The sequence below is a fragment of the Candidatus Micropelagos thuwalensis genome (assembly GCF_000469155.1).
GTDB lineage: Bacteria > Pseudomonadota > Alphaproteobacteria > RS24 > RS24 > Micropelagius > Micropelagius thuwalensis.
Genome location: NZ_AWXE01000001.1, coordinates 336,094 through 352,700, shown reverse-complemented (window position 1 = coordinate 352,700; position 16,607 = coordinate 336,094). Strand labels below are relative to the sequence as shown.

The 16,607-nt window shown below is 41.9% G+C and carries 15 protein-coding genes; 12 read left to right on the top strand and 3 right to left on the bottom strand.

The features are described from left to right. Nucleotides 1-43 precede the first annotated feature (43 nt). Entirely contained in the window at nucleotides 44-451 is a 408-nt protein-coding gene (locus tag RS24_RS01700; RefSeq protein WP_081696218.1) for a thiol-disulfide oxidoreductase DCC family protein, read from the top strand. A gap of 67 nt (nucleotides 452-518) precedes the next feature. Further along, complete coding sequence (locus RS24_RS01695) at nucleotides 519-1,178, top strand: DUF502 domain-containing protein (RefSeq protein WP_021776446.1); 660 nt, start codon at nucleotides 519-521, stop codon at nucleotides 1,176-1,178. Between the two features lie 2 nt (nucleotides 1,179-1,180). Here the strand turns inward: RS24_RS01695 and recG are convergent, their stop codons facing one another. Beyond that, nucleotides 1,181-3,268 (bottom strand): ATP-dependent DNA helicase RecG, encoded by a 2,088-nt coding sequence (recG, locus tag RS24_RS01690; RefSeq protein WP_038300429.1) that lies wholly within the window; start codon nucleotides 3,266-3,268, stop codon nucleotides 1,181-1,183. A gap of 67 nt (nucleotides 3,269-3,335) precedes the next feature. Between recG and RS24_RS01685 the strand changes: the two genes are divergently transcribed. The 7 genes from RS24_RS01685 (at nucleotide 3,336) to RS24_RS01655 (ending at nucleotide 12,369) form a co-directional block, all read left to right on the top strand. Then, entirely contained in the window at nucleotides 3,336-3,608 is a 273-nt protein-coding gene (locus RS24_RS01685) for an FAD assembly factor SdhE (protein ID WP_021776444.1), read from the top strand. Nucleotides 3,609-3,610: 2 nt separating this feature from the next. Then, nucleotides 3,611-7,117, top strand: a complete 3,507-nt coding sequence (gene mfd / locus RS24_RS01680; protein ID WP_051295566.1) for a transcription-repair coupling factor — start codon at nucleotides 3,611-3,613, stop codon at nucleotides 7,115-7,117. Between the two features lie 25 nt (nucleotides 7,118-7,142). Then, the gene (locus RS24_RS01675; protein ID WP_021776442.1) at nucleotides 7,143-7,964 is read left to right on the top strand and encodes a TatD family hydrolase; all 822 of its coding nucleotides are present in this window, start codon (nucleotides 7,143-7,145) and stop codon (nucleotides 7,962-7,964) included. Next, nucleotides 7,961-8,761, top strand: coding sequence for an MBL fold metallo-hydrolase (locus RS24_RS01670; protein ID WP_021776441.1), 801 nt, complete (start codon nucleotides 7,961-7,963; stop codon nucleotides 8,759-8,761). The genes RS24_RS01675 and RS24_RS01670 overlap by 4 nt, the downstream gene beginning before the upstream one ends. A gap of 133 nt (nucleotides 8,762-8,894) precedes the next feature. Further along, nucleotides 8,895-9,560 (top strand): type II secretion system protein, encoded by a 666-nt coding sequence (locus RS24_RS01665; RefSeq protein ID WP_021776440.1) that lies wholly within the window; start codon nucleotides 8,895-8,897, stop codon nucleotides 9,558-9,560. Nucleotides 9,561-9,590: 30 nt separating this feature from the next. Continuing rightward, nucleotides 9,591-12,029, top strand: coding sequence for a hypothetical protein (locus RS24_RS01660; RefSeq protein ID WP_021776439.1), 2,439 nt, complete (start codon nucleotides 9,591-9,593; stop codon nucleotides 12,027-12,029). A 25-nt stretch (nucleotides 12,030-12,054) separates the two neighbouring features. Then, on the top strand, nucleotides 12,055-12,369 hold the full coding sequence (locus tag RS24_RS01655; protein WP_021776438.1) for a hypothetical protein: 315 nt from the start codon (nucleotides 12,055-12,057) through the stop codon (nucleotides 12,367-12,369). A 200-nt stretch (nucleotides 12,370-12,569) separates the two neighbouring features. Here RS24_RS01655 and RS24_RS01650 read toward each other — a convergent pair whose 3' ends face one another. Next, nucleotides 12,570-13,241, bottom strand: a complete 672-nt coding sequence (locus RS24_RS01650) for a hypothetical protein (RefSeq protein ID WP_021776437.1) — start codon at nucleotides 13,239-13,241, stop codon at nucleotides 12,570-12,572. A 98-nt stretch (nucleotides 13,242-13,339) separates the two neighbouring features. On the opposite strand from RS24_RS01650, the gene RS24_RS01645 reads away from it, so the two are divergent. Continuing rightward, the gene (locus tag RS24_RS01645; RefSeq protein ID WP_157833776.1) at nucleotides 13,340-13,765 is read left to right on the top strand and encodes a YybH family protein; all 426 of its coding nucleotides are present in this window, start codon (nucleotides 13,340-13,342) and stop codon (nucleotides 13,763-13,765) included. A 4-nt stretch (nucleotides 13,766-13,769) separates the two neighbouring features. On the opposite strand, the gene RS24_RS01640 is transcribed toward RS24_RS01645, so the two are convergent. Beyond that, complete coding sequence (locus RS24_RS01640) at nucleotides 13,770-14,891, bottom strand: MFS transporter (protein WP_021776435.1); 1,122 nt, start codon at nucleotides 14,889-14,891, stop codon at nucleotides 13,770-13,772. A gap of 92 nt (nucleotides 14,892-14,983) precedes the next feature. Here RS24_RS01640 and RS24_RS01635 point away from each other — a divergent pair, with 92 nt between their 5' ends. Beyond that, nucleotides 14,984-15,532 (top strand): carboxymuconolactone decarboxylase family protein, encoded by a 549-nt coding sequence (locus tag RS24_RS01635; RefSeq protein ID WP_021776434.1) that lies wholly within the window; start codon nucleotides 14,984-14,986, stop codon nucleotides 15,530-15,532. Continuing rightward, complete coding sequence (locus RS24_RS01630) at nucleotides 15,529-16,605, top strand: glyoxalase/bleomycin resistance/dioxygenase family protein (protein WP_021776433.1); 1,077 nt, start codon at nucleotides 15,529-15,531, stop codon at nucleotides 16,603-16,605. The genes RS24_RS01635 and RS24_RS01630 overlap by 4 nt, the downstream gene beginning before the upstream one ends. The last annotated feature ends 2 nt before the right edge of the window (nucleotides 16,606-16,607 follow it).

Sequence of the window (16,607 nt, the reverse complement as noted above, 5' to 3'; positions counted from 1 at the left end):
AAAAATTTTTTCCATATAAATATTATCACCCTATATATTTTATATGAAATCAGGCACGAAAAAACCGAAAATCCAGATATTTTACAATGGTAGTTGCTCTATTTGTGCACCGGAAATCCAAATGTATAAAAAACTAGTCACGCAGAAAAAGGGGGTAAAAGATAGCCCGCTTGATTTCGTTGATATATCCGTTTCAGTAACTGAAGGCTTTTCGCAGGAAGATATGTTAAAGCGTTTGCATGCAAAACTTCCGAACGGGGAAATTATTAGTGGTGTACCTGCCTTCATCACATTGTGGAGACAAGTGCCAGGTTTCAAAGGTCTTGCCTTTTTAATAAACCTACCATTCATCAAACACCTTGCCGTAAAGGTATATGATCACATTCTGGCTCCAACACTTTACAAACGATATATGCGAAGCATTAAAAACCGTAAGCAATGCGATATTTAAAAATACGGTACTTAAAATGAGTGACGCATCTGTTTTCAAATCAATCAGAATAAGATAGATTTTATCTATGTCTGATCCTCTGCTTGAAGAACCAAAACCATCCAAATCAATAATGCGTACCTTGCGAAATAGTTTCCTAACGGGGCTTGTCGTGACTGGTCCGATTGGGATAACGATTTTACTCATCACTTGGTTTATTGGTTTGCTGGACAGTTGGTTTACACCGCTTATCCCTTCTCAATTTCAACCTTCGGAATATCTGCCGTTTGATGTGCCCGGCATCGGTGTCATTTTAGCTCTTATCATTGTGTTTATCGTTGGCGCATTGACAACAAATTTCTTTGGTCGATCTCTTGTTAAGTTTGGTGAAAATCTGATTTCCCAAACCCCGATTGCCGGAACGATATATAATGCGCTGAGGCAAATTTTTAAGGCGGCTGTTGAGAACGGCCAACGCTCTTTCTCACAGGTCGTTTTGGTTGAATACCCGCGGAAAGAATGTTGGGCCGTGGGTTTTATTACCAATGATATCGAAGGGCAAATTGCTGATATTGTGGGCGATGAGACTGTATCTGTCTTTGTGCCGACAACGCCAAACCCGACCTCCGGATTTCTTCTGTTCTATGCACGCAAAGATGTGCGCGTTTTGGACATGTCGATAGAGGAGGGGGCACGTCTTGTCATTTCTGCAGGCATGACAAATACAATCGAAGAGGATGAGGCGTAGACTTATCCTGACTCCAGCAATCTGATTGCTTCATCTCGTCTAAACAGATAGAGCAAAAGTCTGAGAGCTTCGCCACGCGGTGATGTAAGCTTGGGGTCTGTCTCAAGTATATAACGTGCATCATCATGAATAGCCGGAAGCATGCCGCTATGACTATCGAGATTCACAAGTCGAAAATGTGGCAATCCACTTTGGCGTGTTCCCAATAATTCACCAGCACCTCGTAGGCGTAAATCTTCTTCGGCAATTAAGAATCCGTCTTCTGTTTCTCTCATAATCTTCAATCGCGCTTTTGCCGTTTCACTTAATGGTGTGCGATATAATAAAATGCAAAATGATTTATCTGCACCACGCCCAACGCGTCCGCGAAGCTGATGAAGTTGCGCCAGCCCAAATCGCTCCGCATGCTCAATCACCATAATAGTTGCCTCTGGCGCATTCACGCCAACTTCAATAACTGTAGTCGATACAAGCAACTCAATATCTCCAGCTTGAAATTGCGCCATGATTTTATCTTTATCAGTCGACTTCATTTTGCCGTGAACAATACCAACCCGTGCCCCAAAAACTGCTTTTAAATCCTCAAAGCGCGCCTCTGCGGCAGCTAAATCAAGCATTTCACTTTCTTCAACTAGCGGGCAAACCCAATAAATACGGCTTTTCTTCTCAATTTGACGCTTAAGCCCCGCCAAAACCTCATCAATGCGCGTGACATCTATTAAAGTTGTTTCTATGGGCTGCCGACCTGCAGGCTTTTCAGTTAAGCGCGACACATCCATATCTCCATACGCCGCAAGCGTGAGCGTGCGGGGTATAGGCGTTGCGGTCATCACCAAAACATCTGTCCCCTGACCCTTGGCAGAAAGACGCATTCGCTGATGCACCCCGAAGCGATGCTGCTCGTCTACAACAACCATGCCGAGATTTTCAAAAATCACATCTTCTTGGAACAAAGCATGTGTTCCAATCGCAATATGTGTTTCACCCTGACTGAAGCCAGATAATTTTTCTTCGCGCTTAATACCTTTGTCGCGTCCAGTCAGTAGCTCCACACGAATATTGATAGCATCACAAAGCGGCATGATGGTCTCAGCATGCTGACGAGCAAGAATTTCTGTCGGGGCCATCAGGACAGCTTGAGTACCACTTTCAACAGCATGTAACATCGACAATAGCGCAATGATTGTCTTTCCACTCCCGACGTCACCCTGAAGCAATCGGAGCATTCTTTGGTCGGATTGGAGGTCTTCAAATATCTCCTTCAATACAAGTTCCTGAGAACTGGTAAGGGTGAAGGGGAGTTCCTTAAGCAACGAAGATTTTAGCTCTCCTGTACCCATCAATATGCGCCCGGGCTTTGACCGACGCTGAGACCTAACCAGCCCAAGAGCAAGCTGGTTTGCCAGTAGCTCGTCATAAGCCAGCCGTTGACGATTTATGTCATCTGGGCGCAAGTTTTCCGTACCATTCGGGGCATGTGCCGCCAACAATGCGGCCTTCCAACTTGGCCAGTTCTGCCGTTTAAGCCACTCTTTATCCTGCCATTCATCAACCTCTGGAAGATGTGCTAGTGCGCCCCTTACGGCCTTATAAAGTGGCTTTGATGTAACGCCTGCTGTCATTGGATATACCGGCTCAATCAGAGGCATTTTTTCAAATTCTTCTAGTGTGAGAACATGGTCTGGATGAACCATTTGCAACGTATCCCTAAAGCGTTCAACACGTCCGGAAACAATGCGTCTTTTACCAACCGGCAGACTACGCGACAACCAGTCGGCTTTTGCATTAAAATAAATCAGCGTCAGATAACCGGTCTCGTGACTGCATAAAATTTTATAGGGCGCGCGGCGATATTTTCGCGGCGGGGCGTTGTGTTTCTCAACCACAATTTCGAATGTTGCAATTCGGTTATCTTCGGCATCCTGAATTGTTGGCTGATAACAGCGGTCAATTATCCCGCTGGGCAAATGTAAACACAAATCAATGGGAGCAGGACCGCACAGCTTTTCAAGCAGGGCTGACAATTTAGGCCCTACACCTGCCAGCGTTTCAAGACTGGTAAATAACGGATTTAAAATTGATGGTCTAATATCTTCTACCTGTTCAAAAGAATGAAACTATATTATGCATTCAATACGGTTTTACATGGGATGAGTTATGCCAACAAATATAGCCACACTTGATGATAGACGTAAAAAACTCTATTTCCGATCCTGTCATCGCGGTATTAAGGAAATGGATATTATATTCTCCAAATTTGCCGAACAAATTCTCGCTGATCTTAATGACGAAGAATTGGATGATTATGAACGGATTCTTGAGCTTTCCGATACAGATTTATTCGCCTGGTCGACAGGACGTCAGGAACTTCCTGATGCGCTGAGATCTCCTTTGCTTGACAAGCTTTTAAGCCTCAAACATATGACTTGAAGTTGTCTACACAGTCCATTGAATTAAATAGAATAATTGATAATCCACCTCAAAGTTTTTCGGGGGTGGCAGATGGGTATGATGCGCTCATTTTAGCTGATTATTGTCGCGCGCTCTCAGCTGCGGGTAAACCCGGCCTTTTACATATTGCCCGTGACGCAGGGAAACGCGAAGAACTTGAAACTTTGCTGGCTTTTTTTGCGCCTGATATCACTGTTTTATCACTCCCCGCATGGGATTGCTTGCCATATGATCGTGTTGGGCCTGGGCAAACTGTGATGTCACAACGCATGTCGACATTGGCAAGCCTTGCAAATCTAAAAGAATACAATACCCCTTATATTTTGCTTACAAGCATCAATGCTGTTTTGCAAAAGTTTCCAGCCAGAGACATTATCTCGAAGCAAAGTTTTTCAGCGCGTGTCGGCGATAGTGTAGATATAAATGATCTGCTTTTGTTTTTGTCAGAAAATGGATTCATAAAAAATTCATTAGTAATGGAGCAGGGGGATTTCGCCATGAGGGGGAGCATTGTTGATTTGTATCCACCTGGCGAAGACAAACCATTTCGTTTGGATTTCTTTGGAGAAACACTTGAGACCATTCGGGTATTTGAACCAGAGAGTCAGCGCAGTCTGGACAATCGGGAAGAAATAAACCTTTATCAGGCCAGTGAAATTAGACTTGATGATGAAACGGTAACCCGCTTCCGACAAGGCTATATCAAACAATTTGGGCCAGCAACATCACGCGATCAACTCTATGAAGCCGTATCTGACAAGAGGCGGCATCAAGGTATGGAACATTGGCTCCCTTTATTTCATGAAAATTTGGAGAGTATTTTTGACCATTGCGGGGACATGAAAGTTACCATGGATCATCTCGCCCAAAATGCTGCAGATGTTCGCTTTGAACAAATTAACGATTATTACGAAGCGCGGTATCAGGCGTTAGAAATGGCACTTAAAAATGAAACGTCAGCGTTACATCCGTTGCCGCCTGAATATCTTTATATGTCTCAAGATGACTGGGAGGATGCAAAAAAACGCCTTTCGCCAATCACTATAACGCCATTTGAAACAGATAATTCTTCTCAAACTGCTGAAAGCATGAGTTTTGGCGCGCGAGAGGGGCGCAATTTTACTGCTGAAAGAAATAGAGAAAATATCAATATATTTAATGTATTATCTGATTATATTAATTCTTTAATTAAAGATAATAAAAAAGTTCTGATTACCAGTTGGTCTGCTGGCGCCAGTGAACGACTAAGTAATATGCTTGCAGACAACAATTTAACACAATTAACGCAAGTTAACAGTTGGAACAGCTTTGCAAAATTGCCGGATGATCAAGCCGGTATTGGGGTTTTACCTCTCGAAACCGGATTTGAAGCCAACAACATTGTTGTAATCACCGAGCAAGATGTTTTTGGTGACCGTCTTGTAAAGCGTAAGGCCACCAAAAAAGCCGCTAATTTTATTACAGAAGCAAGCACTTTATCTAAAGGTGACCTTGTTGTGCATGTTGATCATGGGGTTGCACGATTTGAGGGACTAGAGACAATCACAGTATCAAGCTCACCGCATGATTGTCTTAAACTTGTTTACTATGGTGATGACCGGCTTTATTTGCCCGTTGAAAATATTGATTTGTTAAGTCGGTACGGGCCGGATGATGTTGGCGCACAACTCGACAGACTTGGTACAGCGAATTGGCAAACCCGAAAAGCCAGGCTTAAAAATAAACTCCGAGATATTGCCGACGAGCTTATTAAAATTGCTGCAGCGAGAGAATTGCGGGAAGGGCGGGTTTTTGAAGTCGACAATAAGCTTTACGAAACCTTTTGTGCACGTTTCCCTTACAATGAAACGGATGACCAGCTTGAGAGTATTGAGGCCGTCATTGAAGATTTTGCTTCTGGTCGACCGATGGACAGACTTATATGTGGTGATGTTGGCTTTGGTAAAACCGAAGTGGCTTTACGTGCCGCCTTTATCGTGGCCATGTCCGGTGCTCAAACTGCAATCATCGCCCCAACAACTTTACTTGCGCGACAACATGCCAAAACTTTTAGAGAGAGATTTGAGGGCCTACCGATTGAAATTCGTGAAATGTCACGCTTGGTTGGACAGAAAGAAATCACGACTGTCAAACAAGAATTGAAAGACGGTAAAATTGATATCGTAATCGGCACTCATGCACTGTTATCAAAAGAAGTCGAGCTTCAAAATCCCGGTCTTGTTATTATTGATGAAGAGCAACGATTTGGGGTTAAACACAAAGAACAACTTAAAAAACTGAAATCAGAAATTCATGTGCTGACATTATCCGCGACGCCGATACCTCGTACACTTCAACTTGCGTTGACTGGTGTGCGCGATTTGTCTCTTATCGCAACTCCGCCAGTCGACAGACTCGCTGTGAGAACTTATGTAACGCCTTTTGACCCTGTGATTGTAAGAGAAGCTCTGTTACGTGAAAAATATCGCGCCGGACAAAGTTTCTTTATCTGCCCACATATTACCAATCTGGATGAAATCACAAAATTCCTCACAGAAAATGTGCCGGAAGTTAATTTTATCACTGCACATGGTCAAATGGCGGGCAAAGAACTCGAAAGCCGTATGACCGCATTTTATGATGGACAATATGATGTGTTGGTATCGACCTCAATCATTGAAAGCGGACTTGATATTCCGTCCGCAAACACAATGATTATTCACAACGCTCATCTTTTCGGATTAGCGCAACTTTATCAAATGCGCGGACGCGTCGGTCGGTCAAAACTCCGTGCCTATGCGTATATAACCTATGACGATCAAAAACCTTTGACGGGGCCTGCAGAAAAACGGCTTAAAGTTCTGCAATCATTGGACAGTCTTGGTGCCGGATTTACATTAGCCAGCCACGATCTAGATTTGCGCGGTGCTGGTAACGTTTTGGGTGAAGAACAATCCGGTCATATTAAAGAAGTGGGTTATGAACTTTATCAATCAATGCTTGAGGAGGCTGTCGCGCTTCAAAAAGGCGTCGCCCATGAAGAAAGCTGGTCACCACAGATTAACATCGACACACCGGTGCTTCTTCCAGAAACTTATATTGAAGATTTTGAACTTCGTATGGCTATGTATCGTCGTCTTTCCAACCTCCTGGAGCCAGAACAAGTTGACGGCTTTGCCATCGAATTGATTGACCGTTTTGGTTCCCTCCCGGATGAAACAGAAAACCTTCTACAAGTGGTGATTGTTAAAACTCTTTGCCGTAAAGCAGGAATCGAAAAAATTGATGTCGGGAATAAGGGGGTCATTATGACATTCAGAAATAATGAATTTGCTAACCCCGCCGGCCTTGTTGACTATCTATCTCAACATGCTTCTCATGCTAAATTACGGCCTGATCATTCAATAGTTTTTAGAATGAATTGGAAGCCGGATGATGAAAGGTTGGGGCCAACGCGTAAAATTATTGAACAACTTGTTGATTTAGTGTCTGCGGATACTGTTGCTTAACCTGCAGATATGCTAGACAGACACAATGTTGATTGACAGCCATTGCCATTTAGATTTCCCCGATTTTATTGAAGATCGGGATGACGTTATCCGGCGCGCCCGGGAGGTGGGGGTTCGTCTTATGCTCACAATTTCTACCAAGATAACCGAAGCAGATAAAATCATTTCACTTGCTGAAGCTTATGACGACATAGTTTGCTCCATCGGCATTCATCCGCATGAAGCTGGGCGGGAGCCAGAAACAACAGCCGAAGAACTTGCGCGTATTGCCTCACATCCTAAAGTGGTCGGCATTGGTGAGACAGGACTTGATTATTATTACGAGCACAGCCCACGCGAAGCACAGAAGAAAAATTTTCAAGCCCATATTGCCGCTAGCCGAGATACAAATCTGCCTCTTATTGTTCATGCCCGTGATGCGGATACTGATACCGCTATGATATTGGAGCAAGAAGTCGCGAAAGGGCGCTTTCCCGGGCTGATACATTGCTTCACCGCCGGGCCGGAATTGGCTGAACGTGCGTTGAATATAGGTATGTATATTTCTTTTTCCGGCATAGCAACTTTTAAAAATGCTAAAGAAATCAGAGATGTTATCGAAATTGTACCCTTAGACCGAATATTGGTCGAAACAGATGCACCATTTCTTGCACCGACGCCGCATCGAGGGAAAAGAAATGAACCAAGCTTTGTTCGCCATACAGCAGAACTTATTGCAAATATAAAAAATATTTCTTATCAAGAATTTATAGATATAAGTGGAACTAATTTCTTCAATCTTTTTAGTAAAGCTTCACCACCAAAAATATCTAATCAATCTCATATTGCCTCAAGCAGCAACACATGAAATTAAAGTTCACAATTTTGGGATGTGGATCTTCTGGAGGCGTCCCACGCATTGACGGTGATTGGGGTATTTGTGACCCAAATGAACCAAAAAACAGACGAAGACGTTGTTCATTACTAATCCAAGTTGAAAACACGCAAGGCGTCACAAACATTGTGATAGATACCTCGCCCGATTTAAGAGAGCAGATTATTGATGCGGGTATTAATCGCATTGATTCAGTCTTACTGACGCATGACCATGCCGATCAAACGCATGGTATCGATGATTTGCGCCCCTTGGTTTATAAACATATGAGACGTATACCAGTCTGGATGGATGAGGCGACGGCTCAAACCATTAAAACAAGGTTTAAGTATTGTTTTGAGGAGTTAAAGAACAGTGGCTATCCGTCTATTTTAGAGGATTGCCGGATTACAGACCCACTCACACCTTTACAGTTAGAGGGGGAAGGCGGCACAGTAGACGTCATCCCATTTTATCAACAACATGGTCGTATTAGATCTCTCGGCTACAAAATAGGCAATATGGCATATTCGAGTGATATAAGTGAATTACCAGAGGAAAGTCTGAAATATATAGAGGGTGTAGATGTTTGGATTGTTGATGCATTACGCCAAACGCCTCATCCCACCCATTTTCATCTTGAGAAAACGCTCGAGCATATTGAAAGATTAAATGTTAAAAAAGCATACCTTACAAATCTTCATATTGATATGGATTACGCTACTCTCTGCAAAGATCTGCCGGATTACATCCGTCCGGCCTATGATGGGCTTGAAATTAACCTTGGTTAATTTTGTCCAGATAAAACTGGTATTTTTGCCATAAACCAGATAAGAATCGCCGATTACTCTTATATGGATTGAATAATTCAAAGGCAGGGTTAAACTAGCTTAAGTAATAAAGCGAGGGTATATAGGGTATATTATGCGTGATGGTTTTTCATTGATTGAGTTGCTTGTTGTTATCGCCATATTAGGGATTATCGCTGCGGTAGGTCTTACTGTTTACAATGATTTTCTGGATGAAGCCAAAAGGGAAGCAACATTTGCCTCGGATGACCGTATCAACAGATCAATAGATCAAGATTACATTTCACTTTCTAACGATCTATCCGGTACTACGGATATTGTTGGTGAAACGAACATCAATTCAAGTTCTAATTGTTATGACTATCTGAAAGCGTCAGTGGTAGGTATCAATGCCAGTTTTGAAAATGCCTATAATAAAGATATACCCTATGCAGTAAATCTTCATGTATCTGGCACAACAACCCTGAGGGAAGGGCAACTTGGTCTTCAATGCGCAAATGTCTGCTCCACATTTAGCGACTCGTCATATTTCTTTATGCGCTGCACCTGTACAGACGGTGATTGTGAGCTTGATAATTTCACTTTTGGTGATGCTGATGCTGCCGACTACACAAGTGAATCATCAACCCCCAGCAACCCAACTGATTTGTTCCTGGACAGCGATGATGACGGAACAATTTCAACAGGAGATCCAATTCTTGTAGGGCCCGATATTCCTGACGGCTATTGCCCTGTTCCCCAGACGACATTTTCCGATGCAACCGTTTCACCAATTTGTTGAGTTTAGGGTTTAGTGAGAAGAGGTAAAACCATGTCTATTTATAAGCATAAAATACAACTAGCCCTGCTGATAATTACCGGACTATTTTTGTCGCCATTTGCGGAAGCGGCATTCAGAACAGCAAAAACAGGGAAGGGTAAATTTGATGGCTCATCTATTTCAACAATCACAAGTACATGTGTAACCAATGGCTTTCCATCAGATAGTGCCGGGGCCAATTTATGTCAGGAGGTGACAGCCGGTACATATGACTCGGATTGCACAAATTGGGGGCTTGATCAAAGCCCTGTTGTTTCAGTTAGCAACTGTTCAGGGCTGAGTTACTCGCAATATACAAGTTTCAAAACAGCACTCGGGCAAGCTACGCTCGCCATTACTTCTGGTGGTAATGGATTTACATCCTACACAGAACAGAAGTCATATTTTGATATTTATCTTACAAATACCAAGGCGATTTACGCGAACCAGCTCGGCTATAATGCAACATCGGATCACAACACAACTTATGAAGCCGCCGCCTCTGCCGTCAGCAATTTGCAAACCCAATGCAGTAATTCAGATACATCGCCGCTAACAACCTGTTCATCCTCAATCAGCAATTGTGCCTGTATTCCAAAGTCCGAATATGAAAATATCGCAAGCGGGGCAGTGGCAATAGCAGCAGCGTTAGATGCTGCGGATAACACGCCGCACACACTCACGAAAGCCTTAATTGATGATATTGTTGATTTGGATACTTCTTCTATCGATCTAACAGATAGTAATGTCATTGATTATCTTGCCGTACAATTTGCTACACTCGACTCCTCGACCACAACTCAGCCATCACAACTAACATCCTATGTGGTTGGTGCGACAGCTAGGAATGTTGCTTTATGGAAAATCGGTAAAATGGTTTCTGATAGCACTAATCATCCGTCATCCGGTTTAACCGAAGCTTTGATTGATAACGCAATCGGAAACTCTTTCAGCACATCAGATACTTTAGCGCTTGATAGTACGAAAACCATCAACACTTTACGCACAGCGCTGTCAAGTTCAGGGCTTGGTAGTTCACCAACTGCAAGCGCTGTTCAGGACTGGGTAGGGACGCATGTTGGCTTTGCGTCCGCAGCGTCATTCACGGCTTATCTGGCGAACTCAGATAGTTCTAACTTTACTCTTTCAAATTGGAGTAGCTGTTACAGCTCTACTCAAAGTACCACCGGCGGCGCAGGCAGCTGTACGTTGAACAATTCGAATTGGAATTCTGTTGCCTCTGCAATAGCTGCCGTTTCCGATACGTCACAAGATATTACAGCTTCAGATGCAACAAACATTCTCTCTGCGGCATCTGTTACAGCACATAGTTTCTTCGACAGCAGTAATGCTGTCATGATGGGGTATCTTAATAATTGTATATCAGGTCAAAGTGATGCAGTTGATGCGGTTGTGAACTGTGTATCCAGTGGGTCTGGCGGATCTGGCGGTATTACAGAAGCAGTTCTCAAGAAAAATGTGACTGCTTTTAAACTTGGCAAAATAGCAGCTACGAATAGCGGAACGTATACCACGTCAACTGTTACTCAGAGTGATATGGTGAACATTGGTTTAGGCTCACACGAAAGCGGAATAATCGGTCAGAATTACTGCGGCACTTCAGGAAATTCTTCATGTTTGTCTGTTATTAGTTCAGCAATAGCATCCGCAAGTTTGACAGCAGACTCGTCGCCAACTGCAGTGCAAAATTGGATTAATTCGACGATGCGAAGTCATTTTCAAAATACTGTGGCTGCCAATCAGTCCGCTCCATCTAACCCAACCTCGTCGGGCGATGCTTGTGCGGCCTCCAATACAACCAATACGGTCACAATGCCGATACCGGGCGGCTGCGACCATTCTAGTTGGACTTGCACATTTCAAGGAAGCAAATCGCCATCATCGCTAACGCTTGATGTTACTGACGGCAATGTGAAACTGGCGGTTTCCGGGGGTGGGCCGGTAAATGGGGTCAGCTACACCATTCGTAAGTCTTTGAACTATACCGGCGGAAGCTATTACAAAGATTTTGCTTATAGTCTCAATATACCGGCATCAAGCAATGCCTCGGCCAATGTGCAATTGACATCCCATACCACGTCCGGCAACCATGCTATAACCCCATGGAACAATTGTATAAATAAGGGGTTAGGTTGGGAGCTTGCCGAATCAGCAGAAGTTTCAACATCGTTGAAAAATGCGGCTAGCGGCACCAAAGTTTATGCCGCAGCCAATACAAATGCCCAAACAGTGCCGTCGTGTGGCTCAAGCTGGGGGCAGAATAATATAGTAACTGCTTGGCATACTTGGCGTAATCATGGGCATCGTCCTCACAAAGCCAAGTACCGCAATGCAGCCAACACCATCGTCACATCTGCCTGCGGCACATCTGCTGGTGGCACCGGCTACAGTTATTGGTGCCGTAACGCTGCGACCTATACGTGCAACTAATATGATAATCATGGAGGATTAAAAAATGAAATATACGTTTGTTCAAGACAATGTTATTGCTTTCGTGGCCTGTCTAATGACTACGGTTTTTATGATGGCAGATGTGCGTGCAGAAATTTCACAGCCGCCAGAATGTAATAATTCGGTTATTAGTGTCACGGTCGATGATGACAGCTCGCTTTCATCAGGCGCCATTATTCAACTTGATGGCGTCTCTATGTCCGGCACGCATAATCTTTCCAACGATAATAAAACTATTTCGGTAACTCATACCGCCACATGCGATAACATTGACTTTTCGGCGTTGACTATTACTGACGGCTCCACAACACATCAATAATTTGTCATAATATATATTATGCGAATATTAGGGTTAAGCTTTAGTAATCTTTATAAATAAAAATGCATACTAACACGTGGGGTTTAATGCTGTTAAGGCATTACCCCTTTTGTATCCATTTTCCTTATTGATAATTTAAACGTGTGTGGCAAAAGTAAAATTATATATGAAAATAATAACTAATTTGTATCTCACAAAAATTAATAAAATTTAGTTGTTCCTACGAAAGCAGTAATAACGAGCAAGACGTAAACTACTCTAACCCAAAAACGGCTTCTATTCATAATTTTCAATGTTTCGGCCTCAGTTTCATCAGTTGAGCCCCGCTCTACCAGTTTAATAAGTGCCGGACTCAGGTCACGAAAACGTAAATCGATCATTATCGCTGACCAAAATATAAAGCCAAAAAGAAGTGATTTTGTAGCCAGCCAGTATTCCGAAAGCGGATCATTCCAATACAATGAAATAAGACCTAGAAGAGTATAAAAGGAAGCTAACAAAAGTTTTAAAACAAATTCGATTTTTTTAAGCTTACTTATTGTAGGGTTTTTAGGCTTAAGATGAATTTGCCAGACAAGTAATAACCATCCGAAACCTAACAACCAAATTAATAGGACGGCTTCAGTGGTTAATGTCCAATACCCCCCTACCGTTAATAAACTAAGGGATAAAGGCACCATCAACGCCCATGCTGAGCGTGGAAACATGTCAATGATACCAAGCAATTTCAATATTATTAGTCTTTCAGACATTAAATATGAGCGCTTTCGGAAGTGATGACCCAGTACCGCCACTCCCATATCTGCCCCAAGCCAAAACACAAATAACAAAATATGAACAAATACTAAAAAATCGTATAGTGTAATCAGCATCACTTTTCCCCACTAACTCTCTTAAGATATCGGAATAATTCATGAGGAGCTATCTGTTAAATCAATTTTTGTTTGGTTTTATTATTTTAAAAATAATAATGGTTCCTTCAGTCTTATTGGCTGATGACAATCCCATTAATACTGACATCCTTGAAATCAAAACTCTGGGAAAGAAATGGCTGGAGTTATATCGCTCCTCAAATATTGAAAAATTTATGGATCAATATACTGAGGATGCTCTTGTCGCTTTAAATGGTAAGCCTGCATTGAAGGGGAAAGAGGCTATTCAGGCCTATTTTGAGTCTCGAATTGGCAAAAAAAATGTAGATATGCGATTGGATTATGAAAAAATCAGTATTAATCAAAATATAGCCGTCGTCGTCGCTAAATTCTATTTAGATTATCCTTTCGAAGAAAGGATTGAGACTGTCGGCGGCCGGTCTCTGATTGTTTACAAAAAATCGGACTTAGGAAAATGGCTTATTGACGTTGATATTGATCAAAAGACGCCTGATGCGAACTAATTATTCAGTTAATTTTCTTTATATATTTTATGAAGTTATAGAACAAAAAGAATGCAAAGGATGTAAATATAAAATATAGCCAACCTAATTTTTCATAATTTTGGTCATCACCAACCATTAATCCCGCCGTTAATGGCCCAAATGCAGAACCAAGAAGCCCAAAACCTGTATTTAAGGCTATTAAACTTCCCTGTTGGTCATGACGCGCAACAAGACCCACCACAAAAGGGTCGTTGAAGTTCTGGGCAAACCTGAAAATCAGAAATAATGCAATGAAAAAAGGTACATATGAAACTTGAGGAATGGCAAAGCCACCCAGGGTTAGTACCGAGGTGGCGATTATGATTGGAAATGCACTGCCAAATTTATCACCAATGACAGCAGCTATGCCTGCGCCTACTAATCCAAAAAATGTGCCAATACCAAGTAAATAACCAACATCAGTCACGTTCATGCCAATAGCGACACCCATTCGTTCTGTAAAAGCCCACATGCCAGAACTCGCTACACCAAAAATAAAGGCAAATCCGGCAAGTATCAGAAATTTAGCCCGAAATGGCGTTTGATTCCTTTCCGTGTCATCTAAACGCGGGGGAAAGAAAAAATAACCCGGCAAACATAAAGCCGTTATTCCAGCTAGAGATAAATACCCTCCCCCTGCACCAGCTTGTGCAATAATATGAGGCATAATGATATTAAGAATCCCGCCAAAAAAAGCGACACCAAGAATAGCCAGAGCTGTCAATCTTTCTGGGGAACTTGATCTAGCTATGATCAGCGCCATTATCCCAGTTTGTATCCCCGCCGCTAATCCAGTGGTTGCTCTCTCCAAATAAAATGTCTGAGGGAAGAAATTTAGACCCGACATGATTTGCATGCCGGATAATATAACAGCGCATACGAGTCCGAGACGTGCAGTATCTATTTTATGGATGAATTGTGAAATGCAAATAGTGGCTACAGCCATACCTAAGAGTTCAAGTGTCCCAACAATACCAACTGTTCCGACAGTAAACCCGCGGTAATCGACCAGAGCGCCTACCATTAAAGGCATAGAAATCAGACATTGATATCCGACCATACCTGAGGTGATGATGGCTGGTAAAAGAACTCTGGTTGAGGACATATAACGCACCCTTTTGAAATTGATAAGCAACTGTGGCAATGTATGACAGGCATTAGATAATTAATCTAATACATTTACTAGGACAGAATTAAATGGACAGACCAATTTTTCCATTTTTGGATAAATCAGACTTAAGCGATAAGATGCAAGCCGCGTTTGAAAGATCTTTGGAGAGACGAGGCGAAGCCAGACTTATCAGCGCAATGGGCCATGCCCCCGACTTATTTGAATGGTATATGAGTTCCTTTTATGAGCAGTTATTTTATAGTGGGAATGTCCCGATAAAATATAAGGAACTAGGAAGATTACGTTTATCTGAGGTTCATGGATGCAAATCCTGCAATAAGGGAAACAGAGTTGACGCACATGCAGCGGGACTTGGCGATAAAATCTCTTTTATCGATGATGTAAATAACCCAGTTTTTGATGAGGCTGATAAATCAGTTATGAGACTAGCTGACTTAATGTCTCTTCATGCTAAAGGTCAAAAACTTTCGCAGTCAATATATGAAGATTTACGAAATAATTTTAATGATGGTCAGATACTCGAATTATCAATGATATTTGCACTTCTATCTGGTATGGCCCATTTTTTATTTGCATTTGAAATGGTTGAAAAAGAGGACAGCTGCAAATTATGAGAAGGTTATTAAATTTTTCAGGTCTAATAGTTGCTGTCTTTTTCGTTTTTTATTCACTTATTATTCCAGTTCATGGTTCACAGAAAGTTTATAATAGCTCTATTGCTGATCAACCATGGCAAGAAGTGGTTATTATTGTAAGAGATTTGGAAGGTATTGCAGCATTCTTTACTAAGATAGGAAAATACGAAGTTCTATGGAGAGGTTTTGCTGATAAATCGGAAATATCATTTCTTGGGGTCTCTACTGAAATTAATGAAAATGTAACTGCTGAAAGCTTGTTACTTGGTCATAAAAAATTTCCCACGGGTCAAATTCGACTGATTAAATTTAATAATGCTGGAAAACAAAAGCCCATGCGTCCGGGAGGTCATGCATGGGATAGTGGTTGTTATTTTAGCTTAATGGTGCGCATGAAAAATATTGAAAAAATATATGAAGATGCAATTGAGTTAGGATGGTGGACTGAAACACCCATTACCCCATTAGATTTTGGTGCATCAAAACTAAAAGTAGTTATTTTTAGAGGTCCACAGGGTATTCAAATTCAAGGCTACGAAAGACTTTCACCATCACTTCCTGAAACAATTCCTGATTTTGATATTTTAAGCGCCCCATTCAACATAATGCAAATGGTCAGAAATCGAAATCATTCGTTTAAATTTTTCACAGAAAAGCTTGGGTTTCACACTTTTTATCATGGCAAGCCATATGTATCTAAAAAGCCTAAGCCAATGCCAATCGGTATTCCTGCAAATATTACAACTCAATCTCGATATGTAGCATCAATTGTTTCTCCAAAACCCGGAGAATTTGGACGTATGGAGATGATTGAAACTATTGATCTAAAAGGGTACGACTTTTCTAAAAATTGTGTTGCACCTAATTATGGAATTCTCTCAGTGCGTTTTCCTGTTCGAGATATTAAGACCACGAAACAATTACTTTTAAAGAGGGGTGTTAATATTGATCATGAAAGTTCAAAAATTTACATTCCAAAACTTGGTTTACTTGATGCATTGTCTATCAATACTCCGGATGGAGCACGCATTGAATTCTATAAACCCCAATAAAC

What these genes read in the sequence shown, in the direction of transcription:
- RS24_RS01700 (WP_081696218.1), top strand. Translation starts at nt 44, where the DNA reads ATGAAATCAGGCACGAAAAAACCGAAAATCCAGATATTTTACAATGGT.
- RS24_RS01635 (WP_021776434.1), top strand. Translation starts at nt 14,984, where the DNA reads ATGGACAGACCAATTTTTCCATTTTTGGATAAATCAGACTTAAGCGAT.
- RS24_RS01640 (WP_021776435.1), bottom strand. Translation starts at nt 14,891, where the DNA reads ATGTCCTCAACCAGAGTTCTTTTACCAGCCATCATCACCTCAGGTATG.
- RS24_RS01685 (WP_021776444.1), top strand. Translation starts at nt 3,336, where the DNA reads ATGCCAACAAATATAGCCACACTTGATGATAGACGTAAAAAACTCTAT.
- RS24_RS01630 (WP_021776433.1), top strand. Translation starts at nt 15,529, where the DNA reads ATGAGAAGGTTATTAAATTTTTCAGGTCTAATAGTTGCTGTCTTTTTC.
- RS24_RS01675 (WP_021776442.1), top strand. Translation starts at nt 7,143, where the DNA reads ATGTTGATTGACAGCCATTGCCATTTAGATTTCCCCGATTTTATTGAA.
- RS24_RS01665 (WP_021776440.1), top strand. Translation starts at nt 8,895, where the DNA reads ATGCGTGATGGTTTTTCATTGATTGAGTTGCTTGTTGTTATCGCCATA.
- RS24_RS01660 (WP_021776439.1), top strand. Translation starts at nt 9,591, where the DNA reads ATGTCTATTTATAAGCATAAAATACAACTAGCCCTGCTGATAATTACC.
- RS24_RS01655 (WP_021776438.1), top strand. Translation starts at nt 12,055, where the DNA reads ATGAAATATACGTTTGTTCAAGACAATGTTATTGCTTTCGTGGCCTGT.
- RS24_RS01645 (WP_157833776.1), top strand. Translation starts at nt 13,340, where the DNA reads ATGGTTCCTTCAGTCTTATTGGCTGATGACAATCCCATTAATACTGAC.
- RS24_RS01695 (WP_021776446.1), top strand. Translation starts at nt 519, where the DNA reads ATGTCTGATCCTCTGCTTGAAGAACCAAAACCATCCAAATCAATAATG.
- RS24_RS01650 (WP_021776437.1), bottom strand. Translation starts at nt 13,241, where the DNA reads ATGCTGATTACACTATACGATTTTTTAGTATTTGTTCATATTTTGTTA.
- RS24_RS01670 (WP_021776441.1), top strand. Translation starts at nt 7,961, where the DNA reads ATGAAATTAAAGTTCACAATTTTGGGATGTGGATCTTCTGGAGGCGTC.